At 68.7% G+C, this 24,014-nt stretch carries 28 protein-coding genes and 2 pseudogenes; 21 read left to right on the top strand and 9 right to left on the bottom strand.

The features are described 5' to 3' along the window. Nucleotides 1-351: a YciI family protein gene (locus ABGB08_RS33650; protein WP_347598668.1), complete on the bottom strand. Its 351-nt coding sequence runs from the start codon at nt 349-351 to the stop codon at nt 1-3. Beyond that, a complete protein-coding gene (locus ABGB08_RS33645) occupies nt 351-812 on the bottom strand; it encodes an SRPBCC family protein (protein ID WP_347598665.1) in 462 nt (153 codons plus the stop codon). Before ABGB08_RS33645 ends, ABGB08_RS33650 begins: the two co-directional genes overlap by 1 nt. Before the next feature lie 87 nt (nt 813-899). Here ABGB08_RS33645 and ABGB08_RS33640 point away from each other — a divergent pair, with 87 nt between their 5' ends. Both ABGB08_RS33640 and ABGB08_RS33635 read left to right on the top strand, forming a co-directional pair. Then, nucleotides 900-1,166, top strand: a complete 267-nt coding sequence (locus ABGB08_RS33640; protein ID WP_347598662.1) for a hypothetical protein — start codon at nt 900-902, stop codon at nt 1,164-1,166. Between the two features lie 106 nt (nt 1,167-1,272). Then, nucleotides 1,273-1,950, top strand: a complete 678-nt coding sequence (locus ABGB08_RS33635) for a hypothetical protein (RefSeq protein ID WP_347598659.1) — start codon at nt 1,273-1,275, stop codon at nt 1,948-1,950. Nucleotides 1,951-2,076: 126 nt separating this feature from the next. Here ABGB08_RS33635 and ABGB08_RS33630 read toward each other — a convergent pair whose 3' ends face one another. The 4 genes from ABGB08_RS33630 to ABGB08_RS33615 form a co-directional block, all read right to left on the bottom strand. Further along, nucleotides 2,077-2,379, bottom strand: coding sequence for a hypothetical protein (locus ABGB08_RS33630; RefSeq protein ID WP_347598656.1), 303 nt, complete (start codon nt 2,377-2,379; stop codon nt 2,077-2,079). Continuing rightward, a complete protein-coding gene (locus tag ABGB08_RS33625) occupies nt 2,355-2,648 on the bottom strand; it encodes a sigma factor (RefSeq protein WP_347598653.1) in 294 nt (97 codons plus the stop codon). Before ABGB08_RS33625 ends, ABGB08_RS33630 begins: the two co-directional genes overlap by 25 nt. Nucleotides 2,649-2,747: 99 nt before the next feature. Beyond that, nucleotides 2,748-4,163 (bottom strand): sensor histidine kinase, encoded by a 1,416-nt coding sequence (locus tag ABGB08_RS33620; protein ID WP_347598651.1) that lies wholly within the window; start codon nt 4,161-4,163, stop codon nt 2,748-2,750. A 186-nt stretch (nt 4,164-4,349) separates the two neighbouring features. Then, nucleotides 4,350-5,822 (bottom strand): RICIN domain-containing protein, encoded by a 1,473-nt coding sequence (locus tag ABGB08_RS33615; protein ID WP_347598648.1) that lies wholly within the window; start codon nt 5,820-5,822, stop codon nt 4,350-4,352. Between the two features lie 233 nt (nt 5,823-6,055). On the opposite strand from ABGB08_RS33615, the gene ABGB08_RS33610 reads away from it, so the two are divergent. The 7 genes and pseudogenes from ABGB08_RS33610 to ABGB08_RS33580 form a co-directional block, all read left to right on the top strand. Continuing rightward, a complete protein-coding gene (locus tag ABGB08_RS33610; protein ID WP_347598645.1) occupies nt 6,056-8,854 on the top strand; it encodes an AAA family ATPase in 2,799 nt (932 codons plus the stop codon). Nucleotides 8,855-8,982: 128 nt separating this feature from the next. Then, on the top strand, nt 8,983-9,207 hold the full coding sequence (locus ABGB08_RS33605; RefSeq protein WP_347598642.1) for a hypothetical protein: 225 nt from the start codon (nt 8,983-8,985) through the stop codon (nt 9,205-9,207). 172 nt (nt 9,208-9,379) lie between these two features. Then, nucleotides 9,380-9,511, top strand: coding sequence for a hypothetical protein (locus tag ABGB08_RS33600; protein WP_347598639.1), 132 nt, complete (start codon nt 9,380-9,382; stop codon nt 9,509-9,511). Nucleotides 9,512-9,699: 188 nt separating this feature from the next. Next, nucleotides 9,700-11,094, top strand: coding sequence for a hypothetical protein (locus ABGB08_RS33595; protein ID WP_347598636.1), 1,395 nt, complete (start codon nt 9,700-9,702; stop codon nt 11,092-11,094). Nucleotides 11,095-11,174: 80 nt separating this feature from the next. Continuing rightward, entirely contained in the window at nt 11,175-11,711 is a 537-nt protein-coding gene (locus tag ABGB08_RS33590) for a hypothetical protein (protein ID WP_347598633.1), read from the top strand. A gap of 107 nt (nt 11,712-11,818) precedes the next feature. Next, nucleotides 11,819-11,986 carry a hypothetical protein gene (locus ABGB08_RS33585; protein WP_347598901.1) on the top strand — a complete coding sequence of 56 codons (168 nt, stop codon included), beginning with the start codon at nt 11,819-11,821 and terminating at the stop codon, nt 11,984-11,986. Next, a pseudogene (locus ABGB08_RS33580) lies at nt 11,979-12,071 on the top strand (IS5/IS1182 family transposase); the annotation flags it as partial. The gene ABGB08_RS33585 and the pseudogene ABGB08_RS33580, both read left to right, overlap by 8 nt. Before the next feature lie 48 nt (nt 12,072-12,119). Here ABGB08_RS33580 and ABGB08_RS33575 read toward each other — a convergent pair. Both ABGB08_RS33575 and ABGB08_RS33570 read right to left on the bottom strand, forming a co-directional pair. Continuing rightward, on the bottom strand, nt 12,120-12,977 hold the full coding sequence (locus ABGB08_RS33575; RefSeq protein WP_347598631.1) for a cytochrome c biogenesis protein CcdA: 858 nt from the start codon (nt 12,975-12,977) through the stop codon (nt 12,120-12,122). A gap of 83 nt (nt 12,978-13,060) precedes the next feature. Beyond that, nucleotides 13,061-13,639, bottom strand: coding sequence for a redoxin domain-containing protein (locus ABGB08_RS33570; RefSeq protein ID WP_347598628.1), 579 nt, complete (start codon nt 13,637-13,639; stop codon nt 13,061-13,063). A 140-nt stretch (nt 13,640-13,779) separates the two neighbouring features. On the opposite strand from ABGB08_RS33570, the pseudogene ABGB08_RS33565 reads away from it, so the two are divergent. Continuing rightward, a pseudogene (locus ABGB08_RS33565) lies at nt 13,780-13,902 on the top strand (glucosamine-fructose-6-phosphate aminotransferase); the annotation flags it as partial. A gap of 102 nt (nt 13,903-14,004) precedes the next feature. On the opposite strand, the gene ABGB08_RS33560 reads toward ABGB08_RS33565, so the two are convergent. Then, the gene (locus ABGB08_RS33560) at nt 14,005-14,472 is read right to left on the bottom strand and encodes an SAM-dependent methyltransferase (RefSeq protein WP_347598625.1); all 468 of its coding nucleotides are present in this window, start codon (nt 14,470-14,472) and stop codon (nt 14,005-14,007) included. Between the two features lie 128 nt (nt 14,473-14,600). On the opposite strand from ABGB08_RS33560, the gene ABGB08_RS33555 reads away from it, so the two are divergent. The 11 genes from ABGB08_RS33555 to ABGB08_RS33505 all read left to right on the top strand — a co-directional run bounded on the left by ABGB08_RS33555 (nt 14,601) and on the right by ABGB08_RS33505 (nt 23,911). Then, nucleotides 14,601-17,159: an AAA family ATPase gene (locus ABGB08_RS33555; RefSeq protein ID WP_347598622.1), complete on the top strand. Its 2,559-nt coding sequence runs from the start codon at nt 14,601-14,603 to the stop codon at nt 17,157-17,159. 69 nt (nt 17,160-17,228) lie between these two features. Next, nucleotides 17,229-17,480 carry a DUF4242 domain-containing protein gene (locus ABGB08_RS33550; protein ID WP_347598619.1) on the top strand — a complete coding sequence of 84 codons (252 nt, stop codon included), beginning with the start codon at nt 17,229-17,231 and terminating at the stop codon, nt 17,478-17,480. 300 nt (nt 17,481-17,780) lie between these two features. Further along, on the top strand, nt 17,781-18,203 hold the full coding sequence (locus ABGB08_RS33545; RefSeq protein WP_347598616.1) for a hypothetical protein: 423 nt from the start codon (nt 17,781-17,783) through the stop codon (nt 18,201-18,203). 164 nt (nt 18,204-18,367) lie between these two features. Continuing rightward, complete coding sequence (locus ABGB08_RS33540) at nt 18,368-18,601, top strand: hypothetical protein (protein ID WP_347598613.1); 234 nt, start codon at nt 18,368-18,370, stop codon at nt 18,599-18,601. A 670-nt stretch (nt 18,602-19,271) separates the two neighbouring features. Beyond that, entirely contained in the window at nt 19,272-19,883 is a 612-nt protein-coding gene (locus ABGB08_RS33535; RefSeq protein WP_347598610.1) for an RICIN domain-containing protein, read from the top strand. 43 nt (nt 19,884-19,926) lie between these two features. Further along, complete coding sequence (locus ABGB08_RS33530) at nt 19,927-21,534, top strand: hypothetical protein (protein WP_347598607.1); 1,608 nt, start codon at nt 19,927-19,929, stop codon at nt 21,532-21,534. Then, nucleotides 21,534-21,719: a hypothetical protein gene (locus ABGB08_RS33525; RefSeq protein ID WP_347598604.1), complete on the top strand. Its 186-nt coding sequence runs from the start codon at nt 21,534-21,536 to the stop codon at nt 21,717-21,719. Before ABGB08_RS33530 ends, ABGB08_RS33525 begins: the two co-directional genes overlap by 1 nt. Before the next feature lie 189 nt (nt 21,720-21,908). Beyond that, on the top strand, nt 21,909-22,358 hold the full coding sequence (locus tag ABGB08_RS33520; RefSeq protein WP_347598601.1) for a hypothetical protein: 450 nt from the start codon (nt 21,909-21,911) through the stop codon (nt 22,356-22,358). Nucleotides 22,359-22,860: 502 nt separating this feature from the next. Beyond that, on the top strand, nt 22,861-23,043 hold the full coding sequence (locus tag ABGB08_RS33515) for a hypothetical protein (protein ID WP_347598598.1): 183 nt from the start codon (nt 22,861-22,863) through the stop codon (nt 23,041-23,043). Nucleotides 23,044-23,176: 133 nt separating this feature from the next. Beyond that, nucleotides 23,177-23,395, top strand: coding sequence for a hypothetical protein (locus ABGB08_RS33510; RefSeq protein ID WP_347598595.1), 219 nt, complete (start codon nt 23,177-23,179; stop codon nt 23,393-23,395). Between the two features lie 54 nt (nt 23,396-23,449). Then, nucleotides 23,450-23,911, top strand: coding sequence for an NUDIX domain-containing protein (locus ABGB08_RS33505; protein ID WP_347598592.1), 462 nt, complete (start codon nt 23,450-23,452; stop codon nt 23,909-23,911). The last annotated feature ends 103 nt before the right edge of the window (nt 23,912-24,014 follow it).

Genomic DNA, 24,014 nt, shown 5'->3' with positions numbered 1-24,014 from the left:
TTAACCCAGTTCAACGAGCGACCGGACTTCCACCGAACCCAAGGTCGCGGCGGGACAGTCCTGGCTGTGCTTGAGCGCGGTGTCGAGATCGGGAGCCTCGATGATCCAGAAGCCACCGAAGTATTCGCTCACCTCCGCGTATGGCCCGTCGGTCAGCAGCAGATCCCCGTCCCGAAGGCGCACCGTCGTCGCCGTGTCGGCAGGCTGCAACTGTTCGGCGGCGCGCAGCACGCCGGACTCCGCGAGCGCCCGGGTGAACGCCACGAAGCGATCCATGGTGGCCTGGAACTCCTCAGGAGACAGTGCTCCCATGAGGCGCGGGTCGATATTGGACATCAGCATGTAACGCATTAGCGTTGCCTTCCATCTGGTATGGGCTGAGGGTAGCGGGCATGCAGGGCGGAGAGGCTCTTGTCCAAGATCGCCGCCGCCCGCCGCGGAATCCCGATAAGCTCGACGAGCGACCGTGCCCGCTTGGCACGGTAGTCGAAGGTTTCCGTCACTTCTGTCCCACCGGCAACAGGCCGCAGGCGCCAGCGCCAGACATGCCTGCCCCGGTGCCGCCAAGCGATAAGCACCCCGGGCTCAAACTCCACCACGGTGTTCACGGTGGTGTATCCCTTCATGCGCATGCGGAACACCGATCCCAGCATGAGCACGGGCGGCCCCTCGAGGACGCCTCTCATGAGCCCGCTTCCGTCGAGCCCAGCGTGTTCGTGCGGGTTCGCGAGGACCGCGAACACCGCCTGCGGCGCAGCCGCGACCACGACAGTGTGCGTGACGCATGCCTGATGTTTGTCGATCACAGCCATCGGGTGACCTCCTTTCACCCAACCGACGCGGCGGCCGCCCCGTTTTCGACACCCAGCCCAAAGAATTTTCTGGCTACCTTGCCTCCCATGACGGCACCCGATGAGCAGATGCTCCGGCAGGCGGCCGACCGCGGCGACATTTCCGCCATAACGGAGTTGGCTCACCTCCTCCTCCTCCTCGAACAAGCGGGGGACCAAGAGACAGACGAAGAGCAAGCTGCGGTGGCCGAATCGTACGAATGGGCACTCCAGGCCGCTGAAGCCGGCAACCTCGACGCGATGTACCTGACCGGCATGCTCCTCATCGGCGAAGGCGACATGGAACAGGCCCAAACGTGGATCCGTCAAGACTGACGGCTTAGTAACGATGAGACCCGCGCCTGAGGAGTTCATCATTCTGACGGCATCGCGTATCTGCGTGTTGTGCGGTGGCGGCGCCGGCCTGATTATGATCAGCGGCATGACCAGAGGGCGATTAGGGCTGGTTGCGGGCGCGGTCGCCGTGATCACCGCGTGCGGCCCGACGGAGGGCGGAGGACCTCTTGCGGCGAGCACACTCTCGCGGGCCGTTCCCTCGATCTCGGCGCCGAAGCTGGCCGACGCCCTGCCCGAGCCCGCGGACTTCGGCGACGGCTGGTCGATCGACACCGACACCTTGGGCAGTGACGATTACATCTACCAGCTCGACCTGCCCCAGGCGGGGGACTGCAAGGACGCCGGCACCTGGCTGTCGACCACCAAGCCACCCTCCCCGCACACGATATCGGTCAACATGAACGGGCCCGGCGGCGACTACCTCTGGATACGGCTCGCCGTGGACAGCCCCGCAGCCCAGGCCGACCGGCTCGCGCTGATCCGTGCCGTCCACACGCGATGCAGCGGCTGGGAGTCCAAGGCTGGCGTCAGCAACGCCATCGTGACCTACGAGAAGCTGGACATCCCGCAGATACAGGCCGAGGAGGCCTGGGCGGTCCGCGTGACCAGCAAGGAGAAGGATCAGGACATCACCAGCTCCGAGGTGTGGGCGCTGGCACGATCCGGCGGCCTGGTGGTGTCGCTGGCCAGCCAGCATGGGCACGATATCCGGACCCTGCTGCCCAAGGCGATGGCCGAAGCCCGCCAGGAACTCGGGTTGTAGCGCGGCGCGCGGATGACGCACGTCAAACGTACGCGTGTCGCGACGCGGCCACGATCGACTCGCGGTGCCGTTGGCGGTCGATGCCTTTCGGTGAGTCGCGGTAGACGCCCCCGTTTGCGAGCTGGATCACGCAGCGCCCCGCTGGTGGTATTCATCCTCGGCGGAGGCGATCTCCCGCTCGTCGGCGAGAGCTTCGGCGAACGCTTCCACTGGACCCAGCAAGGCGAATCGGTTCACGTGATGGCGACACCGGACAGCGTGATAATCGATTCCAGCGCGGAGGAAAGAATCGTCCCCAGGACGATCAGCAGGAGGCTGATACTCGCGGCCGTGCTGCGGCACGGCCGAGGCGGGTGAGCAGGTCCGCGCGAGCGGCGACAGCGCCGGATGGCAGCAGGTGAAGATCATGCGGAGCTGGTCGTCGCGCACCGGTCCCACCTCCTTGGATTCGTCGGGTTGGTGCAGCAGCAGTGGCGGGCCTCGCGGGTGGATTCCCGGCGCAGGCGGTCGATCGCCCGGTTGCGGGCGGTGGTCACGATCCACGCGCCGGGATTGCGCGGCGTCTGATCCCATTTCTGGACGGCCACCGCGAATGCGTCCTGGACGGCCTCCTCGGCGAGTCCGATGTCACCGAGCAGGCGCGTCAGCGTGGCCACGCACCGGCCGTACTCCGTCCGGTAGATCCTGTCCAGATCCATCGGTGCTCACACCACCACCACAGAAAATCAGAGGACGTGCTCGCCCCGACCGCGTGCGAGGCGGCAAGGCCTACTCGTCACGAGCGGCGGTCCTTCTCGTCAAAGGGGCAGCCGGGCGGTCACCGTGGTGCCCGAGCGGTCGGAGGCGATCGTGCAGGTGCCCCCGAGTTCCGCCGCGCGTTCGCGCATGGAGCGCAGGCCGACGCCCGGTTTGAGGGTCTCCGGCAGGCCGACGCCGTCGTCGCTGATCTCCACGATCAGCGCGTCCTCCCGGCGCAGCGCGACCTCCGCCGAGGTGGCGTTGGCGTGTTTGCGGATGTTGGTGAGGCCTTCCTGGACGATTCGGTAGGCGGCCACCTCCACGGCGGCGGGCAGTCCGTCCAGGTCGCCGGCGATCTCCACGATCGGGCCGTCGACCGCCAGTTGCCGCACGGCTCCGGCCAGGCCGAGATCGTCCAGGGCGGGCGGGCGCAGGCCGTACACGAGTTCGCGGATGTCGCCGGAGACGGCGTCCATGCCGGAGCGGAGCTCCTTCAGCAGGATGTCGGCGACGTCGGGGGAGCGGGTCAGGCTGACCCTGGCCATGTTGAGGGTCATCGCCATCATCGTCAGCGTCTGGCCGAGGCCGTCGTGCAGGTCGCGGCGCAGGCGGCGGCGCTCCTCCTCGCGCGCGGTCAGGATGCGCTCCCGGGAACGTTGCAGGGCGGTGGTGAGGCGCATGGCGTGGGCCGCGTCCGCCACGTACGGGGTGAGGGCGGCGATCACGCGCTCGTCGTGGGCGGCCGGGAACCTGCGGCGGCCGGTCGGGCCGATCAGCAGGGTGCCCACCGGCTGGCCGTGCCAGACCAACGGGACCGTGTGGGCGATGGTGGAGAGCTTGCCGGCGATGGTGGTCGCGCCGTCGACCTCGGCCGCGGCGCCGGTCACCGCCAGGCCGTCCTTCAGGGTTTCCAGGGCGGCCAGCAGGCCGTGCACCGGGTCGGTCTGCTGGAGGCGGGCCTTGAGGCCGTCGGCCAGGGCGATGGGGTCGCCGCGGGTGCCGTACAGGACGTGGTCGGCCAGGCGTTGCAGGGCGCGCCGCGTCGGCTGGAAGAACGCGCCCGCCACCAGCGCGGCGGCCAGGCCGAACAGCTGGTCCACCCCGGCCAGGAAGAAGCTGGAGACGGCGGTGGCCAGCACGTACACTCCGGCGATCACGCCGACCAGGCCGACCTGCACCAGCGCTGTGCCGCTGCCCGGGTCCACCGTCACGTCGCTCATTGCGGAGGTGACGATGAGCAAGCCGCCGTCGGCGGCCTCGATCGCGCCGTGCCCGGTTTCCTGCACGCGTGCCAGCAGGCGGCGCGGCGCGGCCAGCGCGACCGCGTGCCGCGCCTCCTCGGCCGTCGCGGCCGAGATCGCGATCTCCGGGCGGTGGGTGATCTTGCTGTTCCAGCTCGCGCACAGCTCGTCGTCGCCGTCGTCGCCCGAGCGAAGCGGGTCGTACGGGGTGTCGGTGAGATTGGTGGTGGTCATGAAGAGGTCTCCTGGCTTATGGAATGTGCGCCGATCCGGTGCGGTGCGAAGGAGCGGGAGCAGCAAGCGAGTTGATCTACGCCGCCAGGACATCAACGTCACCGCCACCGCCGACGAGATCGTAGGCGCATCGCCCGCGCCCCTGGCGGGGACACGGGCGGTGATCTATGTGATCAGAGACGGGTGTCAGATCCACCATCTCTGGTTGTTGGCGAAATGGCAGGGGTACTGGACGAGTGGCGCGCCCCAGGCCGTGGTCGCCTCCCAGCTGTCCCAGCACATCCGGAATCCGCGGGTGAAGACCCAGGCGCCGTACGGAGCCGGCCGGGCATCCCACTGGGAAGACGGGCTGGCGCAGTCCCCGAGCACGATCCGTGCGCCTGGCTCGAACGGCGGCTTGTCCGGGTCGTTCACCAGGCACTTGCCGCTTCTTTCCGAGCGGATCCGCACGGTCGTGCCGCTCGCGTGGAACGTGAATTGCTCGTAGTCCCACGGTCCGCCCTGGATGACGGGCATGCCCTGGTCCGGTGCCAGGATCCGCAGCGGCAGGTTGCTGTGCGCGGCGGAGATGGTGGTCCAGGTATTCGCGTCCCGGACCCCGTTGTTCAGGTAGTACAGCGCGCCCTGGATCTCCGAGCCCAGCGCCGAGTATCCCGCAAGGTTCGGATGCGCGGTGCCCCATTCGTCGCCCTGGATGCTTTGGCTGCGCAGGTAGGTGTTGGTCCACGGCTGGGCCGCACACCACCCGTGGTTGCTCCAGTCCGGCGGCTCGATGACGTGCCACGCCGGGTAGACGTCTCTGGCCTGGTGGTTGGCGTCGTACACCACGTCGCGGATCACCTGGTTCATGCCGGCGACGGCCACCGTCGACAGCCACTGCGATTCCCGGCGGGTCACCGAACCCATCACGGGGTCAGTGAGGGGCTGCCGGTCGCAGTACACCCGCTGGCCGTTGACCAGCTTGGAGGTCGGGTCCGGATAGATCATGACGTAGATGTCGCGAACCGGAGCGTGCAGTCTCCGGGAACCACCCTGCCCGTCGCCCTGGATGGCCTTGATCAGCTCGACCCAGTGGCCGCGCATGGCCGCCAGACCGGCGTCGAGGTCGTCCTGCATGAAGCCGTCGCAGCTGTCGAGATTCCACGGGGCGCCACACGCCCGCACCAGGCTCTCGAATCCCGCGTCGTTGCCCCCTGCGCCGATGGTCAGGACGTCGATCCCCAGCTGGTTGTCGTTCCACCACTGCTCGACCTGGTCGATCTGCGCGGGTCGTTCCGCGGCCGGGTCCGTAGCGAAATTGCGCTGCGGCGACAGGATTCCCCCGCTGGGATCGTCCGTGACGTCGATTTTCGCGCCGCTGCAGGTGACATTGAGTTGAACGTACGGATCCCCGAATGGGCTGCCGGCCCGCAACGCGTTGATCCCCAGATTGAGCGCCGAGTTGAACGATCGGTGGCAGAGCGGGTCCTGCCAGGTCCGTCCCGAGTCTGGCGAGCCCTGGCCGGCGGCGTACGAATCGCCCATCGAGACGATGGTCGTGGTCCGCCGTACGGGATCTGCCGACGCGGACGGACTTAGGACGAGCTGTGTCCAGCCCGTCAGAAGTAATGCCGGCAGCGACAACGTGAACAGCCGTCGTGCCCGGATTCCTGCCTTCATCTTCTTTTCCCCGTCGTGGAATGGTCGTGGTTTCGTGGCGCGACTCATCCTGAGCGGGGCGGCGACGGCGCCGGTAGGGCAGAACTACGTATTCGCCGGGTGCGTGATCATGGTAAGTAACATGTGGCGGCGTCCACCCGGCGGAGTTACCCTCCATCTGGTGGTGTGGCACGCCGCCGAAGGGGCCGAATGTGCGGTACGGCAGGTGGTCGAGGACTCCCCGATGTCCTATCATGATCGGTCGCGACGATGAGGTGCGCTCGATTCTCGGCGTGGCCGCTCGGGCGGCACGGGGCGAGGGCCGGGTCCTTGTGATCGAGGGCGAGGCCGGCATCGGCAAGACCCGGCTCGTCAAAGAGGCCCTCACCGCTGCGCAGCCCTTGATCGGCAGGGCCGTCCCGGCTGCCCACCCCGTGCCCTACCGGCCCTTCGCCGAGGCGTTGATGGCAGTGGAGCGCGCGGGCGCCGCGTCGGCCGAGCGCACACTCGACCCGCTGCTCAGCCCGATCGTCGCTGGGGAGACGATGCTTCGCGCGTTACGCGACCGGGCCGGCCGCGGCGGGCCGGGGATCCTGGCGCTCGAAGATCTTCACTGGGCGGACGAGCAGACCCTCGCCTGCGTCGAATACCTCGCCGACAGCCTCGCGCGTGAGCCTGTGCTTGTCGTCGCTTCCCTGCGCGCCGAGGAGGCGAGCCCTGCCCAGGACATGGTCCTACGGCTGGCGGCCCGGCACGCAGTCGACGTATTGGACCTCGGCCGCCTGTCCGGACCCGACGTTGCGCGGATTTGCGATGAGTGTCTCGGCGGCGCGCCTGCCGCGGTGGGCGACTACGTCCGCCACTACGCGGACGGGATTCCCCACCTGGTCGAGGAACTGCTTGGCACACTCCTGTCGTCGGGCGGACTGCGCCGGGTGGACGGCGTGTGGGTGGCCGGCGAACTGCCGGCGCCCGTGATTCCGGATGCGTTCGGCACGGCGGTCACACGTCGCCTGGCGGCACTCGGCCCCGACGAACGGCATGTGGTGACCGTGGCAGCCGCGCTCGGCCGACGGAGCGCCCCGAGCCTGCTGTCCATGGTTTCCGGCTTCCCGGAAAACCGGTTGGCCGATCTGATCGCCCGGCTGTCCAGCGCGTACCTGCTGGTGGAGCGGCACGGGACGGTCGAGTTCCGCCATGCGCTGACCCGGGAGGCGGTGCTCGCTTCCCTGCCCGCAGGCGAACGCGAACGTCTGGCGTCAGCCGCGCTGACCGTCCTGGAAAGCGCCGAGACGCAGTCTGACGACATCGCGGAGAGCATGGCCGGGCTGGCCATGCTGGCGCGCCAGCCGGACCGGGGCGCGTACATGCTGCTGACTTTCGCGCGGCGGGCCCGCGCGTGCGGAGCGCCGGCCCCGGCGGAGATCGCGCTGACCCGGGCACGCGAGCTGGCCGTGGATCCGGAGACGGTCGACAAGATCGACGAGGAAACGCTCGCCGTCCTCGCCTCCTGGCGGGCCCGGGGCAGCCTGGTCCGGGTGCACGCCAGCCGCTTGGACCAGGCCGTCGAACTGGGCCGGCACCTCGTGCTCCGGCTTGAGGCCGGCAACGCGCCACCTGAGCGGCGCGCCCGGATCCACCTGGCCGTCGCGCGGGCCAACCTCGGCGCCAAACGATGGGAGCAGGCCACCGCGGACGCCGCACAGGCCAAGCGTCTCGACCCGCGGGGCCGCCTCCGCCAGGAGATCGACCTGATCCGCGCCGACATCGCCATCGGCCGCGACCGGCACCGGGAAGCGGAGCGGCTGGCGCAGGCGGCCTTCGACGCCGACCCGGAACATCCGCTGGCCGGCGAGGCGCTGCTCATCCTCGGACGGGCGCGCCGACCGAACGACGCCGACCGTGCCCGCGACGCGTTCGCGCGGGCGCTCGCCTTCGCCAAGCGACGTTCCATGCCGGACCTGATCGCCGGATCGCTGAACGAAATCGGCACCCTCGACCTGCTGCGCAATGGAACGCCGGACGCGCTGGAACAAGCCCGCGGCCAGGCTTTCGCCATCGGGGCCATGGTCGCGGGCACCGTCGCCCAGTTCAACCTCGTGGTGCTGCATCTGTTCCGGCACGAGCTCGACCGCGCCGAGAGCCGCGCCGCCGAGCTGCTCGACCTCGCGCACCGCCACCGGATGGGGCCGCTGGAGTACGCGGCGTCCATCGCCCGCGCCGCGGTCGCCGCGTCCCGGGGCGACGACATTGCCGCAGTCGAGGAGCTGCTGCGGCACGTCCCCGAGGCGCTGAAGGCGGATCCCGAGTGGTCCAGCCTCATCTGGGGGCATTGCTACGCCGTCGCCGCCATCAACCGGGACGATTGCGACGCGGCCCGGCTGGCGCTGCGGCACGCCCACGGCCTCATGCAGATCCCCGACCCGCACCACAGCCCGGTGCCGGGGCTGCTGACCCTTCTGTCGGTCGTGGCCGGTGAGGAGTACCACGAGACGGTGCGGACCCTGCTCCAGGACCCCGATCGGCTTTCCCACGCTGCGGCACGTGGCCCTGCCCTGGCCGCGTGCGCCATCCGGGAAGCCCGGCAGGGAAACCAGACCCGGGCGAACGTGCTGCTGCGGGAGGCGTTCGGCACGCTGGCCGCGACCCCTTGGTTTCAGGCGGTGACCGTACGCCATGTGGCGGCGTCCGACGTCGGCCCGGCCTGGCCCGAGCTGGCTCCTTACCTCCAGCACGCCCGGGGGTTCTTCGAAGCCGCCGCGCTGGGCACACTCGCCCAGGCCTGCGCGGACACGTCGGCCGCGGGCGCCACCACGAGGACGGCGGCTCCCCGTGTGGGCGTACCCTTCGATCTCAAGGCGGCGGGAGTGACCGCCAGAGAGCTCGAGGTCGCCGAGCTTGTCATCCGCGGCCTGTCCAATCGCGAGATCGCGCAGCACCTGTTCCTGTCCCCGCGCACCATCGACAAGCACGTCGAGCGGCTGCTCCAGAAGATGGGGTGCCCCAACCGCACTACGCTGGCGCTGCGCCTGACCCCCTTCCTCCCGTCCTGACCCCTTCACCCCGGCCGTGGCTCGGCGGACCGGTCAAACCCCTCAAGTTCGGATTGTGTCTCCTGGTCTATTGACGTGTGCGGACGGACAATCCGAGCATGGCAGGTCGACCCAGCAGGCTCGGATTCGTGGTCTTCACCGTCTGCTGGCTCGCGTTTCAAGCGTTCATCATGCACACGGTCGGTACGGCCGTCCAGGAACAGTCAGGTCCTGTGGCGGGTTTTCTGGCCTGGGTCGTGGCAGGGATCGTTCTCGTATTCGCATACACAGCCATTGTCTGGGCCTCGGCAGCGGGCATGGAAAAATACCGTACGCGGGCAACGCGGGATCGACACATCGAGGATGACACCTGACCGGACATGGCGGGCTGCCAAGATCAAGGCGCTATACATACATACGTGCTGGGCGTGAGTGCAGCCCCCGCTGCGTGAGCCAAAAAACACCGCCGCTTCCATGTCCGGGCTGAGGTTCTCGGACTGGATGCACATGTTCGAGTTGGCGTTCCTGAGCTGGTAGGTGGGACCGATGACCGGCACGAACGTCCACCGCCGGTTCGCCACGGCGGTGCAGGTGCTCTGCACGATGTATTCGCCCGCCGACATGGAGCTGTCGTACACCGAGAGGCACTTGCCGCCGTACTTGCTGCGCAGCGTGTAGATGCCCGCCGGTGGCGGAGCACCGGGACCGTGCGATGGAACGGAATGTCACGCCTTACTCGCGTACGTCCACAAAATCTGCATAGGGAATTTGGGATGGGATTAATCAGACGTTTCGGTATCGCCGCAGTGGCGGTTACGGCGTTTCTGTCAGGAGCGGTACCGGCTGAGGCGAGCGTCCAGGCGCCGGTGTCCTCGAATGCGGTGGGCTGGGGCTGGAACAAGCACGGCCAGCTCGGCAACGGCACGACCGCGATCGCGCAGACCACCTTCGTGGGGGTGGGCGCGCCTCCCCAGTGGTTCCTCAGAGCCGTCGCCGGAGGGAACCACAGCGTGGCCATCGCGGCCGACCGTACGGTGTGGAGCTGGGGACGCAACTCCCTCGGCCAGCTCGGCGACGGCACGACCACCCCGCGGCTGACCCCGGGACCGGTGCCGGGGCTGTCCGACGTCGTCGACGTCGAAGCGGGCTCCGGCTACAGTCTGGGGCTGCGCGCCGACGGCTCGGTGTGGGCTTGGGGCGTCAACGACCGGGGGCAGCTGGGTCAGGGCAGCTCCGGGAATCCCCAGCCGACCCCGGTCGCGGTGCTCGGGTTGTCGAACATCGTGGACATCGACGCCGGCACGGCGCACGCCCTGGCGTTGAAGTCGGACGGCACGATCTGGTCCTGGGGTGATAACTACTTCGGCCAGCTCGGCATCGGCTCGTACGGCGATTTCCATCCGACTCCCCGGAGAGTACCCGGAATGAGCGCGGTGACGGCCGCCGCCGCCGGCGAGGGGCACAGCCTGGTGCTGCGCTCCGACGGCAGGATCTGGGCCTGGGGGGATAACGGCGCCGGGCAGCTGGGCGATCACACCAACACCAGGCGCCCACTGCCGGTGCTCGTGCCGGGACCCGGCGGATTCACCCACGTGGCCGCGGGCGCGTCGCACAGCCTGGCGTTGCAGTGGGATGGCACGGTTTGGTCCTGGGGGGCCAACTGGGCCGGGCAGCTGGGCACCGGCGACCAAACCAGCCGTCCCTATATGGACCGGGTGCGTGTAGGCGGCATCACCTGGATCGACGCGGGCGAAGAATTCAGCCTCGCCCGGCAGAACCCCGGCAGGGTGTTAGCCTGGGGCGCCAACGGCATCGGCCAGTTGGGTGACGGCACCCAGACCGACCGTCTCGGCCCGGTCCGGGTGTTGGGGCTGGAGAACGTCCAGGGCATCGCCGCCAGTGCCGCGTCCAGCCACGCGCTGGCCATCCGGTCCGTAGTGCCGCCGGCCCCGCCCCAGGTCCAGATCGAACTGGAGACGGAAGGCGGCGTCCTGCCCGCCGGTGGCTCCCTGACCGTCAACGTGGGAACCCTGGCGATCAACGGCCCAACCAAGATCCAGATGTCCGTCACGGGCCTGCCGCACGGGGTGACCGCGACGTTCAACCCGGCCGTGATGATGAGCGGGAGCACATCCGTCCTCACCCTGACGGCCGGCCCGCAGGCGACCACCGGCTGGTTCACGATCACCATAACCGCCACCGCCGCTACGCACACGGCTTCGGCCACGTACGAATTGAACGTCACCGACCCGATCGAGTGACCGTTCCACGTCGTGTCACGTCATGTCACGCCCTTGTGGTCGAGGGCACCATCCAGTGCCCCGACCACAAGGAGATCATCGTGACCACTATTCCGCGCAGGACCACCAATCTGCGCTCAGCCCGCAACATCGTGGCGCTGGCCACCGCAATCACCCCGCTCGCGGCCCTGCTCGCTGTGAACTTCGCGGGTACGGCCACTGCCGCGACCCCGAATCCCGACCCGACTGTCACCGCCACCGAGACCAACACCCCCTCCGAATATCCGTGGGGCCCGTTCTACGCCAAGAACAACAAGGCCAGTGCCCAGGGCGGATACACCGTCGACTTGATCCCTGTGGGCAAGGGGAAGTACAGGACCAAGGTCTGGGTGCACGGCAAGCTGACGAACCTGGACCACGGCTCCGGTAAGTGCGCCTACGCCGAGCTCAAGCTGCACCTCTTCAAGGCCAAGCGTTGGGTGTGGCAGGACATCAAGTGGTGCGGCGCCGGCGACAAGGAATTCGCCGTGCGGAAGCGGGATGTCGACGCCGTGAAGATCCGCGTGAGCCAGAGCGACAAATGGGGCCGCCACCTGTTCAACAAGGGCGACTGGAACTACGTCGTCAGCCCCGAGTAGGCCGACATGTGACCAAGGGGATGGCCGCAACCGTTCGGCAACAGGCGCCAGCCAGATATGGCACCGATTCGACCACCATCGGCTTTGTCCGATAACAGGAGGCACACGTGTACATCCGGTCGGTCGGAATCTCCCGCCTGTTCGCCATACTGGCGGCGGCCACCGTCGCTATGGCGACGGCGATCGCGGCGGCGCCGCCCGCCGCCGCGGCCCGCACCCTCACGACAATCTCGTTCCAGCATTCCGACCCGGAACTCAGGATCAGGTCATCTTGACCGGCGGCTGGTCCGCGCCCTGGGCATCCGCCCGCTGATCGCCCGCCGAGGCGCCGAACATGGCTCTGGCCTGGGCAAGCAGCGATAGGTCTCGTGTCGGCGAGGCTTGGACAGGCGGTTGGATGCCGACAGTTCAATCGCCGCCGGTGGACCTCGCGTTTCGCCGCGCTCGGTGCAGGACGAGCGTGATGGAGACGAGTACGGCGAGGGCGAGGGCGATCCAGCCGGCGCCGACGGCCTCCAGCCAGCTGGTCGTGGCGGCCTGCGCGGCGGTCGCCGCGCCCACAATCGGGTCGTCGGTGGAGGCGCCGGAGAAGACGCGCAGTTCGTACCAGCCGTAGTAGGCGACGTACAGCCCGGCCAGGACGAGCAGCGCGCCGCTGATCCGCGACACGTGCGGCAGGATCCGCCGCAGCCGGGCCACCACCACGGCCCGGGCCAGGGCCACGGTCAGCGACAGCAGCGCGACGACCAGCCCCATGCCGAGCGCGTAGGAGACGAAGACTGCCAGCCCGCCCAGCACGCCGTCGCTGGTCAGAGACGCCGAGGTGATGGCCAGGAACGGCCCGGCGGTGCACGACAGGGAGGCCACCGCGTACGACAGGCCGTAGCCGTACAGCGAGGCGGGCGAGGTGGTGGGCCGCCCGCCCGCGATCTTGGGGGTGCGGATCAGCAGTTCGCGACCGGTCAGCAGCCAGAGACCCAGGCCGAGCAGGGCCACTCCGATGGCGATCGTCACCCAGGGCAGGTAGCGGCCGATCGAGACCGCCAGCGGGGTGACGACGAGCCCGAACAGGCCGAAGACCGTGACGAACCCGGCGGTCATCGCGGCCGACAGCGCCAGCGCCCGGAGCACCGGTCCACGACCTGCGACGCCGTCGTCGGTGATCAGCAGGGTGAGGTAGGCCGGGAGCATGGCGAACCCACAGGGGTTGAACGCGGCCACCAGCCCGGCCGCCAGGGCCAGCGCGAGCGGCAGGTCGGCGCTCACCTGCGGGCGAAAGGGTTGACGGGCGGGACGGGGCGCCGATGCCGGCGGCCCTCCCCCGGCGATCGTGTCATCATGGCCGGCGCCTATCCGGCAAGTTTCTCGACCAGCATGTCAAGCGTGCCGGAGTCGAGCGGGCCGGAGACCCTGGCGCTGGTCCCGTCCGGCTTCATGAACACGAACGTGGACTGCGCGCTGACACCCAGCTTGGTCCAGACCGTGCCCTTCTCGTCCGACAGGTGCACCAGGGAGCCGGTCCCGGTGCGCTGGACGAACTCCTTCATCGCGGCCTCGGTGTCCAAGCTCGCGATCCCGACGAAGGCGACGTCGTCGTACTTGTCGGCAGCGGCTTTGACCGCCGGGGCCTCGGAAAGGCACTTGGGACACCAGGGCGCCCAGAACCAGAACACCACCGGCTTGCCCGCCAGGCTGGTCCCGTCGAAGCTGTCACCGCTCAGGGTCTTGGCGGTGAACCGCAACGACGCCGGGACGGCAGCGGGTTTGGCGGGCGCGGGCGAGGCCGTGGGTGCGGCAGGCGTGATGGTGGCCGAGAGCGGGGCCCCGGCGCCGACCGGGTTGGCCGAGTCGTCCCCTGCGCCGCTGCCGCACGCGATGACCGACAGGGCCATCGACAGTGTCACAGCCGCCATCCGTGCTCTGATCATGTGGCCAGCGTAGAACGGGTTTTCCCGCAGGATGTTACGAGACGGTGACGTGGCTCGTGGGCGTCTCGTCCGCCCAGGGGCCGCAGCAGCCTGGCCGGACATGGTCGCCAGCTGAAGCCAGAGCCTGGAAGACGCGCGAAACCGAACTCGACCCGATTCTCCTGACCATCCCGCTGCAGCTCTTCGCCCACCACGCCGCCGTCGCCCTCGGCCGCGACGTCGACAAATCCCGCACCCTCGCCAAGAGCGTCACCGTCGAATAACGGCTTTCGTCCGGTACGGCACGTGCCGTACCGGAGGATCCTAGTTGCGATCGCTTCCGGAGCCGGCAGATATCAGCGCGCCGTTCACCGAGGAGTATGTGGTCATCCCGCCCACGCGGCCGGTGACCCCGAGAAGGTAGAACGCCCGCTGGAGACGAGAGGAGAGCCCGCATACCGCGACCCGGTCGCCCATTCCGAGCCATCGGACACGAACTGTACGCCGATCAACATCAGCGCGATCGCGATCGGCCAAGCGAAGTCGAGCGTGTCGGTGGCGGCCTGCAGGATGGGCTCCGGGTTGCCTAGATCGGCGTCGATGTAGTCGATGGAGCCTGCCGGGGAACCGATCAGGAGCGCCCATGCGTGCACCAGCGCGAGCGGGTCGTGGTGGACGTAGACGGTCCTGGCGGCCGGGTTGACCCGCTGCGCGACCTGGTGGGTGTTGTCGGCGGTGGGGATGCCGGTGCCGATGTCCAGGAACTGGTCGATGCCGGCCGGGCCGGCGAGGTGACCGGCCCCACGGCCGATGAACTGCCGCTCGGCCCTGGCGGTGATCGCCAGGTTGGGCATGACCCGCAGGATGTGGCCATCGCAGCACGGATAGCCGGGTGCGGGGATGGAGAAGATGACGAAGGTGGCGGCCAGGCCTGGATGTTCCGGCCTGGACGATGACCGAGGCCGACGCTGACAATGATGGGATGCTGCTGGATCGGGAGGCTTCGCTGGCCGCGCTCGCCGAGTACGCGGCCGATGCCGAGCGTGGCGAAGGCCGGCTGGTGCTGATCTCGGGCGAGGCAGGGGTGGGCAAGACGGCGTTGGTCGAGCAGTTCGAGCGGGATCTCCCCGGCGCCCGGTGGTACTGGGGCGCCTGCGACGGGCTCTTCACGCCCCGCCCGCTCGGCCCCCTTTTCGACCTCGCCGACCAGTTCGGCGGCCGGCTGCTGGAGCTGGCCCGGGCGGGCGCGGCGCGCGATGACCTGTTCAGCGCGCTGCGCGAAGGGCTCGAGGAGTTCGGGGTGCTGGTCATCGAGGACGTGCACTGGGCCGACGAGGCGACCGTCGACCTGCTGCGCTTCCTGGGCCGCAGGGTCCGCCACACGCGCGGGCTGCTGCTGGTGACCTATCGCGACGACTCCTTGCCCGTACGCCATCCGTTGCGGGTGGCGCTCGGCGAGCTGGTGGGGTTGCGGACCACGCGGCGCATCGGGCTGGCGCCGCTGTCGGTGAACGCTGTGGCGGCGCTGGCCGAGGGCAGCGGGATCGACACGGCCGAGCTGTACCGGCTCACCGGCGGCAACCCGTTCTTCGTCACCGACGTCGTCCGCTCCGGCCTGCGTGCCGTGCCCGCGTCGGCGCGCGACGCGGTGCTGGCACGGGTCGCCCCGCTGGGCGACGCGGCGCGCGAGACGCTTGAGGTGGCGGCGCTGATGGGCACCCGGATCGAGGTCGGTGAGCTGGCCGCGCTCGCCGGCGAACACAGCATCGACGAGCTGGTGGCGGCCGGCCTGCTCGGCGGCGCCCCGCTGGGCTTCCGGCACGAGATCGCGCGGCTGGCGGTCGCGGAGTCGGTCGCGCCGCATCGCCGCCCCGGTGTCCATGCCCGCATCCTGGCCGCGCTGCGGAGGCTGGGCTGCGACGACGACGCCCGGCTCGCGCATCACGCCGAGGCGGCGGGAGATCCGGACACGCTGGAGTACGCCCAGCGTGCCGCGCGTACCGCCGTCGGCCTGGCGTCGCATCGCGAGGCGGCGGCGCAGTTCGAGCGTGCCCTGCGCTTCGCGTCCGGGCTGGAGGTCGAGGCGCTGGCCCGGCTGCACGAGGACTATTGCGTGCAGGCCTCCCATTGCGACCGCGGGGAGGAGGCGACGCGGGCCGGTGAGCGGGCGCTGGCGCTGTGGCGCTCGGCCGGCAACCGGATCCGCGAAGGCGATACGCTGCGCCGCCTCTCGCGCGCGTACTGGGGGTTGTCCCGCGATGAGGACGGCCGCGCCGCCGCCGAGGACGCGGTCGCCGTCCTCGGACCGCTCGGCGAGAGCGCGGAACTGGCCTGGGCGTATGCGAACCTGGCTTGCCAGCGGATGCTCGACCGGGACAACGCGGAGGCCGTCGGTCTCGGCGAGCGGGCCCGGGAGATCGCCGGGCGGCTGGACGTGCCGGACGCGCTCGCCGACGCGCTGAACACGATCGGCTGCGCGAAGGCGGCGCTCGGCGAGGAGTGGACGGCCGACCTGCGCCGCGCCCTGGCCACGGCGCTGGCCTGCCGGCTGCCCGCCCAGGCCGGGCGAGCGTATGCGAACCTGCAGAGCAACTACGTCGTCGAACGCCGGTTCGCCGAGGCCGACCAATGCTTCGGCGAAGGGCTCGCGTACTGCCTGGAAAACGACATCGCGACGTATGTGACCTGCCTGCGCGGTGGGCGGACCGTCGTGTTCGAGCAGACCGGCCAGTGGGCGCAGGCGGCGGCGCTCAGCGCCGAACTGCTTGCCGAAGCCGCCTCCCCGACCAACCGGATCAGCCCGTTGACCAGCCTGGGCATCGTCCGGGCCCGGCTCGGCCAGGACGGCGTGTGGGAGTGCCTCGATGAGGCCGCCGCGGCGGCGGACGGGTGCGGCTCGCCCGGGTGGATCGTCACCGTACGCCTCGCGCGGGTCGAGGCGTACTGGCTGGAAGGCAAGGACGAGGCCGCCCGCAGCCAGGTGGAGTCCCTGGTGGCCGTCGCGGATCGCCTCGATCCGTGGGCGCGCGGAGCCGTCGCGGTGTGGCTGCGGCGGACCGGCTCGGATCGCGCGGTCACGGGTGTGGTGGCCGAGACGTACCGGCTGATGATGACCGGCGACCGGCAGCGGGCCGCCCGCGCGTGGCGGGAGCTGAACTGCCCGTTCGATGCCGCGCTCGCGCTTTTCGACGGAACCGGGGAGGGCGAGCTGCGCGCGGCGCTCGAGATTTTCACCGACCTGGGCTCGGTGCCCGCGGCGCGGCTGACCCGCAGGCGGATGCGGCGGCTGGGCATCAGGTCGGTGCCGGTGGGCGCGCGGGTGGCCACGCGTGAGCATCCGCTGGGCCTGACGCGGCGTGAGCGGGAGGTCCTTGAGCTGATCCATGCCGGGCGCACGGACGCCGAGATCGCCGCCGCGTTGGTCATCTCGGTCAAGACGGTCGGCCATCACGTCTCGGCCGTGCTGGCCAAGCTCGGCGCGCCGACGCGGGCCAAGGCCGCGTCGGAGGCCAGCCGGCTGGGGTTGTTCGCAGAAAGGTAGGGAGCGGCACGGGAAACATGGGGAACGCCTCCCCATCTCCTGCGCCTGGGCCCGTCCTAGGGTCGGTGCATGCCTCTTTACATGGATGTTCACACGATCACGGGCGGCGTCACTGTCACCGACGTGGCGCAGGCGCACAAGGCCGACCTGCAGAAGCAGGGCGAGCACGATGTCAACTACCTCAGGTACTGGGTCGACGAGCAGCACGGCAAGGTGTTCTGCCTCGTCGAGGCACCGTCGGCGGAGGCGGCCGCGACCGTGCACCGCGAGGCCCACGGTCTGGTCGCCGACGAGATCTTCCAGGTACAGGAGGGCTGCTGACCGCAAGGGTTCCTTGATGATCCACGGCAACTGGCCGGCCCTGTACAGCAGCGGCGCGAAGCTCGGGATCTCATTACTCTTCGGCCCGATCTGCCGCTGAGCCAGCACGCGGTGGCGGTGTGGGTGACAGCCGCCAGCAGGAAGGCAGGCCGCCCGTCGGCGTCCAACGCGCCCGCCATCTGCGGCACACCCTGGGACCTCACATGGAACGGCACGGAACGCCGACCAATATTAAAAGACCTCAGCGGCCACGCATCCGGATTGGACGCGGTCGCTCACTAAAGGAAAGGAGCAAGGCAGATGGCAATCCGAGGACGGGGAACCGTATCGGTGCTGGCGGTGCTGACGACCGCGGCCGCACTACTGACGTCCGCCGGACCCGCCCAGGCCGACGACGCTCGCTGTAGTTTGAGAGCCAACCCGGTTCCCGGTGATTTCAACCCCGTGCAGGTCCGGAATTTCTGCTACCCCCGCTACCCCACGGACACACTCATCGAAACCGCCTACAGGGGCGCCGACACCTGGCCGGACGACAACGACGCGCTCTTCACCCTGAGGAATCCGCCCATGCACGACATCCGCAACGTGAGTTGGTCGGACCTGAACGAGGACCCCTACGGCGACGAGATCTACACGCGGAACCTGTTCCGCATGGCGAACGGCAACCGCTACATCCTCTATTCGAACGAGGTTCACAAGGAGTTCCGCCCGCACAACAGCTAGTCTAACGGGGCTCCGCCCCAGCCCGGCGAGCCGTGTCGGGATGGTTGATGTAGTCGTGAAGAGGGCTCCGGCCGGGGCCAGACGGTGACACGCCGTGTCCGGTTATCGACCGCCTACCGGCGGTGGTTGGCCTCTGCGGGCCGATGCCCGACCGGAGCTTCCCCATGACGCTACCCCGCACCGTGGCCGATGTCCTGACCGAGCACGTGGTCTTGGAGATCGAGTCGATCGACAGGATGTTCCTGAACGTCTACCAGCCGCTGCTGCAACATCCACGGGCGCTGGTCGGCTGGGTGAACACCCGGGATGAGGTCTACTTCGATGCGGCTCTCATTCGAAAGGGTGTGCCCAACATCGGGGATAGGTCCAACATCGTGACTGGGTATTTCCGCGACTGAGCGAAGGCTGGCCGCCTGAACCTCCCGGTACCGCTGCTCTCTGGCCGGCGACCCCCCTCCCCAAGGCCAGGCGGAGCTGTTGTGACAACAGCAAGCAGCGGAAATCCGCGCCGCCTGCCGTGGCATCCCCGCCGCTGCAGGCGGCGCGTCGACTTTTCGCGCCTACACGGCGAGCCCTCGCCACATTCGCCCTCATCGCACCTGCCCGGCAACGCGCTGGCAACAATGGCGAGCCGAGCCGGTGCGGATTTAGCTGGGCTGCGAGCGCTGCGCAAGCACCTGTTCGTAAGAAAGCCGCACCTAAGAACACGGAAGGAAATGACCATGCGGGGGAACCTCAGAATGCGCTGGACCGTGCAGCGGGGAAATCTCACAATGCGGTGGACTAGGCACCCAGAGGAGAAGCGCGGACGATGCGCGCCGCCTACAAGAACTTCGCCGTAGTACACGTCGGGGTTCTGGCTGGACGAGAGGGGTCGGAGCCGGCTGCCGGTCTTTTCCACGGCACGGCTGATGAAATCAGATTTCGCCAGAACGCCACCGGGCTACACGGCCCGAGTCCGACGGTGGCCGCGCGAGGTAGCAGTCCTGGCGCCCGGCCGCGTTCTCAATGAGGACGACGGCTCGCTGAACAAACGGGATGAGATCTTGTATAAGAAGGGAATCAGCAGTGAAGCCCAGTAAATCAGGCAGGCTCACCGCGATCTGCGCCGCACTCATGGTGGGTTGCCTCAGCCTGCTCTCCCCCAGTCCGGCCGGTGCCGACCACAGGAACACCTCCGCAGCGGCCCCTGCCACAATGACCGTTCCGGCATCGGCCGGTACCCGATTGGCGGCGTACCCGGAACAGCTCACGAATGTCTACAGCGGCAGATGTATCGACGTCGCCAATAGCAGCCACAGTAACGGAGCCGCAGTCCTGCAGTACACCTGCCACGGCGGGTCCAATCAGCTGTTCAGATTCGAACCCGTGCTGGACGGCACCGGTGTGCACTACCAGATTGTGGCGGAGCACAGCGGCAAGTGTCTGCAGGTCGCAGGCTCTTCCCCGCAGCAGGGGGCGAAAGTGCAGCAGCGCACCTGTGTCTCGTCCCAGACCAGCCAGCATTTCGAAGTAACCGGCTATGGTGAACCGCAATTCGACTACTGGTACATCATTGCCAGGCACAGCGGCAAGTGCGTGGCCGTCGCGGGCTTCTCCAAGTACAAAAACGCGCTGATCGAGCAGCAAAAGTGCTTGCCCAACAGCAATCAACTCTGGGTGATGACCATCCACACCTGAGCCTGGATCCAGAAATCTGATGCATAAAATTAGGAGTGAACAGATGAAGAAGCGCACACGTATCGTCGGCCTGCTGCTGGCGAGCGTGACCGCGGTCATGATCGGCGCAGGGCCTGCGAATGCGGCAACGCCTCGCCAGGGCTGGCTCGCGCGCTTAGCCGTCGGCACTGGGGTGGCGGCCTCCGTGGTGGGGCCCGCCGTCAGCGCCCAGGCCGTCACCGGAACAGGGTGGAGCCACGCCGCCGGATGGGGCCAGAACCAGAACGGTGAGGTCGGCGACGGCGGCGCCACCGCGCCCCAGGCGTCCACCCCCGTGGCCGTGGACGGCGCCGGGCACGGCTTCACGAAGGTGTCCGCCGGGAACGGGCACAGCGTCGCCATCGACGCCCTCGGCGCCGTGTGGACCTGGGGCAACAACAACGTGGGCCAGCTGGGCGACGGCACCACCCAGCGGCGGCTGTCCCCGGTCAAGGTGCCGGGGCTGAGCGGCGTCGTGGACGTCGCCGCCGGGCAGGACTTCACGCTCGCCGTGACCGCTGACGGGGCGGTCTGGGCCTGGGGCAACAACTACGTGGGCCAGCTGGGCGACGGCACCACCCAGCGGCGGTTCAGCCCCGTCCAGGCGATCCTGCCGTACAACGTCAAGCAGGTCTCGGCCGGCATGGACTTCGGCTTGGCGCTGCGCGCCGACGGCACCGTCTGGGGCTGGGGCGAGAACAGCATCGGCCAGCTCGGCCTCGGCACCTGGACCGACCAGCCGTTCCCCGCCCAGCTGCCCACCCTGACCGGGGTCAACAAGGTCGACGCCGGTTACTACCACGCCCTGGCGCGGCGCACGGACGGGACCGTATGGGGGTGGGGCTACAACTGGGACGGCCAGGTCGGCGACGGCACCCAGCTTTCGCGTCCGCTGCCGGTCCCGGTGTTCCCCGGCAACGCCCTCGACTTTTCCGCCGGCGGGCTGCACAGCCTGGCCATCCGCCGCGACGGCTTGATGTTCGCGTGGGGCGACAACACCCACGGCCAGCTGGGCATCGGCACGACCGAGGGCAGGCTGGTCCCGAACAAGGTGTACAACCTGGGCCTCAACGTGCGGGTGGTCTCCGCCGGGTACCTGCACAGTCTGGCCCTGCTCGCCGACGGCACGGCGTGGTCCTCGGGCGACAACGAGTTCGGGCAGCTGGGCACCGGCACCCCGGCGGGCACGCTGATCCCCGTGCAGGTGCCCGGGCTGGCGGCGGTCTCCGGGATCAGCGCGGGCTTCGGTCACTCGCTGGCGGTGCGCGAGGTGCCCAAGCCCGCGTACACGATCACCGTCTCCAACATCCCCTCGCTGGAGCCGGGCGGCTCGGTCACCGCTCAGATGATCACCACCGCGCTCAACGGATCGGTGCAGCAGATCGATCTGACCGCCGTGGTCAGCGAGCCCCCGCCCAGCATCGCCGCCGTGCCCCCGACCGGCGTCGGCGCCGGCGTCAGTCCGAGGATCGTAACGGCGGGGGACACCGCCACGCTGACACTCGCCGCGGGACCGTATACCCCCTTCGGCACCTACGAGGTCGTCGTGACCGCTCGCACCCCCGTCGGCGTCGTCCCCGCCGCCAACGTCACGAGGGTCTTCACCTTCGAGGTCGGCTGGCCGTCGTCGTAGTGCGAATCATCCCGACCAGGGGCGCGGGCGGCAACGTGATCGAGCGGCATGACACCTATCTGAAGTGGGTCGATACGGCCTTGTTCACGCTGCGGGCGCAGATCAGTCCGGCTGACCTCGACCGGCTGGTCCTGACCCGCCGCTACTGGATGATGAATTCGCGCCCTCTCCTGATGAAGGCTTGAGAGGAATTGGCGACCGGTGCAGTTCGGGGCACCGTCGCGATGTGGCAGTACGTCGTGCTCATGACAACGCGACTGCCCTCAGTTATTTGCCATTACCAGATATCCAGAAAGGAAAGTACGTTGACCATTAGCACCCATGGATCTCGCAGCCGCCTTCAGGGCCGCCTGCTGAAAGCGCTTAGCATAGCCGTGGCGTCCGTCCTCGGTATCGTCTTGATGGCGGGGCCGGCCTCCGCCGCCGAGCGGAAATGCGCCGGCAACGCCAGCTACAACGTGTGCCTGACCATCATCCCGCTCGGCAATAGGACCTTCCGCGTCGTACTCGGCATCGACTACCGCATCGGCCTACAGGCCGCTCAGACGATCATCAACGCCCCCGGCGACCCCTACTTCGCCAGAATTATGGGAGACGACGACGTTCCCGATCTCACTCTCTTCTGGGTCCCCCTCACCGGCTTGGGAGCCTCGGCCGAGGCCGGGCTCAGCGCCGACTTCGAGCGTGTCGTCCCCGGCTCCTGGCTCGATGAGGACGATCTACTGGGAAACAGGGACGAAGTGTACGGCCGGATCACATTTGTCGATCCTCGCAACAACAAGAGCCGCACCTTCGAGACACCCAACATTTACGACGAATTCTAACTAAATGCCGTCGTATCTCCACGATCCGGACCGCCAGGCCGTCCAAACTCCGCTTCGTGGTCAAACTGCCCAAGTCGATCACGCACGAGCACAGGCCTGACCGGCATCGACGAGAAACTCGGCACCTTCCTGGACGCGATCGAAGCGCTCGGATCGCGGCTCACGCGCTCTTGGTGCGACTGCCGGGGTCGTTTCACACCGACGACCTCGGCAGCGTGGCGGGCTAGTGGTGGCGGTGTTCGTCAGGTGGCGGGTTCGATGACGGGGACGACGGAGGCGGCTGAGGTGGTGCGAGCGCCAGTCCCGCGAGCGCCCAGGCGGTCAGGATGAGTGCGGGGATGCCCGCGCCGGGAAACTCGGCCTACACCGTCTCGCTAACGCCACTGGCCGTTCCGTTGTAGGAAGCGCACGCCCCGCAGCCTCCGAGTACGAACTGGAGCTGCGCGCCGAGCGCCAGGCCGAGGACATCGCAGCCGCCAAACGCCGCGAAGCCACCGGTGCCATGCTGCCCGGCAAGAAGAAGGCCGGCTGGCCGCGCACGATCGGCCCCGCCGGACTGGTCACACTGCGCCGCCTGGTCGACGACGGGGTCAGCGTCACCGAAGCCGCCCGCACCTTGAAGATCGGCCGCTCCACCGCCTACGAGGCCCTGGCAGATCCGCACACGCCGGAGTCCACACCGTAAGCGAACTGAGACCTTCAGATTCCTCTCAAGGGCTTCATCGGCTGCCGATCAGCGGAAACACCGTCCATGATCCACTCAATGTGGGTTTTGGGCTTATGTGGGCTGACCCCCTGGAGACGAGCTGACCGCGCGGATGCGCGCCAGGCCGGACCGGACCACAAGCGACGAGGACCTCCTTGCCGACCGCGACCTGCTGGAACGGCTCCAGGACCACTACGACCAGATCGCCGTGACCGACCCGACCGGCTACCACCTGCACACCGACCGCCGCACCCCGAAAGACCTCGCCGACCACATCACCACGCTGATCCCCACCACCCGCGACCTGCGAGCCCTCGCCGACCACACCTGACCTGCCCGGTCCAACGCCCCAAACGGCCGGAGATCGGGCCGCTCGCTCGATAGCGTGGCTGCTCAGCTGCTGAGCCGTCACCGCAGGGAGCACGTGGTCATGACACCCGACCAGAACTACCGGCCGAACGTCGGGGTCCACCTCATCCTCATCCAGGATGAGAAAATCCTGCTGCTCCAACGCGCCAACACCGGGTTCGCGGACGGAGACTGGTCCGTCCCCGGCGGACGACTCGACCAAGGCGAGGCACTCCCGCACAGCGCCGCACGCGAAGCCCTGGAAGAACTCGGCATCCACATCAACCCCGACGACCTGACCTTCACGCACCTATGCCACCACGCCGATCCCGACGGCCAGGCCAGGATCGGCGTGTTCTTCACCGCGACCCGCTGGACAGGCACGCCCGTCAACGCCGAACCCGACAAATGCAGCACGATCGACTGGTTCGCCCCACACGCCCTGCCCAGCAACACCGTCGGCTATATCCGAACCGGTACTACATCCGTAGATGAGTAGGAAGCGGGTCGCCGCGTCGCCGGTAGTGGCTGATCAGCGCCCGGGTCTGGTGAACCATCCGGAACCGCGACCAGGCCAGCACGTGGTCGATGAGCTGGGTGGC

The organism is Acrocarpospora sp. B8E8 (assembly GCF_039871605.1).
Lineage (GTDB): Bacteria > Actinomycetota > Actinomycetes > Streptosporangiales > Streptosporangiaceae > Acrocarpospora > Acrocarpospora macrocephala.
The sequence above is the reverse complement of the archived record's forward strand: the minus strand, read 5'-3'. Positions and strand labels throughout refer to the sequence as shown.

Bases quoted from the DNA above. Each gene is read 5' to 3' on its own strand.
- ABGB08_RS33555 (WP_347598622.1), top strand. From the start codon at position 14,601: ATGCTGCTGGATCGGGAGGCTTCGCTGGCCGCGCTCGCCGAGTACGCG.
- ABGB08_RS33550 (WP_347598619.1), top strand. From the start codon at position 17,229: ATGCCTCTTTACATGGATGTTCACACGATCACGGGCGGCGTCACTGTC.
- ABGB08_RS33570 (WP_347598628.1), bottom strand. From the start codon at position 13,639: ATGATCAGAGCACGGATGGCGGCTGTGACACTGTCGATGGCCCTGTCG.
- ABGB08_RS33650 (WP_347598668.1), bottom strand. From the start codon at position 351: ATGCGTTACATGCTGATGTCCAATATCGACCCGCGCCTCATGGGAGCA.
- ABGB08_RS33625 (WP_347598653.1), bottom strand. From the start codon at position 2,648: ATGGATCTGGACAGGATCTACCGGACGGAGTACGGCCGGTGCGTGGCC.
- ABGB08_RS33645 (WP_347598665.1), bottom strand. From the start codon at position 812: ATGGCTGTGATCGACAAACATCAGGCATGCGTCACGCACACTGTCGTG.
- ABGB08_RS33615 (WP_347598648.1), bottom strand. From the start codon at position 5,822: ATGAAGGCAGGAATCCGGGCACGACGGCTGTTCACGTTGTCGCTGCCG.
- ABGB08_RS33610 (WP_347598645.1), top strand. From the start codon at position 6,056: ATGATCGGTCGCGACGATGAGGTGCGCTCGATTCTCGGCGTGGCCGCT.
- ABGB08_RS33620 (WP_347598651.1), bottom strand. From the start codon at position 4,163: ATGACCACCACCAATCTCACCGACACCCCGTACGACCCGCTTCGCTCG.
- ABGB08_RS33510 (WP_347598595.1), top strand. From the start codon at position 23,177: ATGCGCGCCAGGCCGGACCGGACCACAAGCGACGAGGACCTCCTTGCC.
- ABGB08_RS33540 (WP_347598613.1), top strand. From the start codon at position 18,368: ATGACGCTACCCCGCACCGTGGCCGATGTCCTGACCGAGCACGTGGTC.
- ABGB08_RS33635 (WP_347598659.1), top strand. From the start codon at position 1,273: ATGACCAGAGGGCGATTAGGGCTGGTTGCGGGCGCGGTCGCCGTGATC.
- ABGB08_RS33640 (WP_347598662.1), top strand. From the start codon at position 900: ATGACGGCACCCGATGAGCAGATGCTCCGGCAGGCGGCCGACCGCGGC.
- ABGB08_RS33560 (WP_347598625.1), bottom strand. From the start codon at position 14,472: ATGCCCAACCTGGCGATCACCGCCAGGGCCGAGCGGCAGTTCATCGGC.
- ABGB08_RS33600 (WP_347598639.1), top strand. From the start codon at position 9,380: ATGACCGGCACGAACGTCCACCGCCGGTTCGCCACGGCGGTGCAGGTG.
- ABGB08_RS33545 (WP_347598616.1), top strand. From the start codon at position 17,781: ATGGCAATCCGAGGACGGGGAACCGTATCGGTGCTGGCGGTGCTGACG.
- ABGB08_RS33530 (WP_347598607.1), top strand. From the start codon at position 19,927: ATGAAGAAGCGCACACGTATCGTCGGCCTGCTGCTGGCGAGCGTGACC.
- ABGB08_RS33515 (WP_347598598.1), top strand. From the start codon at position 22,861: ATGCTGCCCGGCAAGAAGAAGGCCGGCTGGCCGCGCACGATCGGCCCC.